Origin of the sequence: uncultured Microscilla sp. (genome assembly GCF_947493425.1) — a bacterium.
Classification (GTDB): Bacteria; Bacteroidota; Bacteroidia; order Cytophagales; family Microscillaceae; genus Microscilla.
In genome coordinates this window covers 1-310 of record NZ_CANLRP010000582.1, presented here as the reverse complement: position 1 = coordinate 310, position 310 = coordinate 1, and the positions used below count along the sequence as shown (strand labels likewise).

Sequence of the window (310 nt, the reverse complement as noted above, 5' to 3'; positions counted from 1 at the left end):
AACAATTGCATAGCTATGGTTTACTCCCTGGCTCATTTATCCCCGATGACCCTACTCGTGAGTTGCGCACTTATATCCGCCACCGTCAGCAACTGATAGAGCAAAAGGCTCAACAGCTTTTGCGTATGGGTAAAGCCTTACAGTTGATGAATGTAAAATTCCAAAATGTAATTTCTGATCTTGGTGGTAAATTAGGAATGAAGGTTATAAGAGCTATGGTAGCCGGAGAACATTCAGCTACTGAATTGGCAAAGTTTCACACAAAGAGGCTCAAGGTAAGTAAAGACGATTTTATTCTGTCTTTGCAGGG

At 41.6% G+C, this 310-nt stretch carries 1 pseudogene; it reads left to right on the top strand.

From position 1 onward, the window contains the following. A pseudogene (locus Q0954_RS34690) lies at window positions 1–310 on the top strand (IS110 family transposase); the annotation flags it as partial.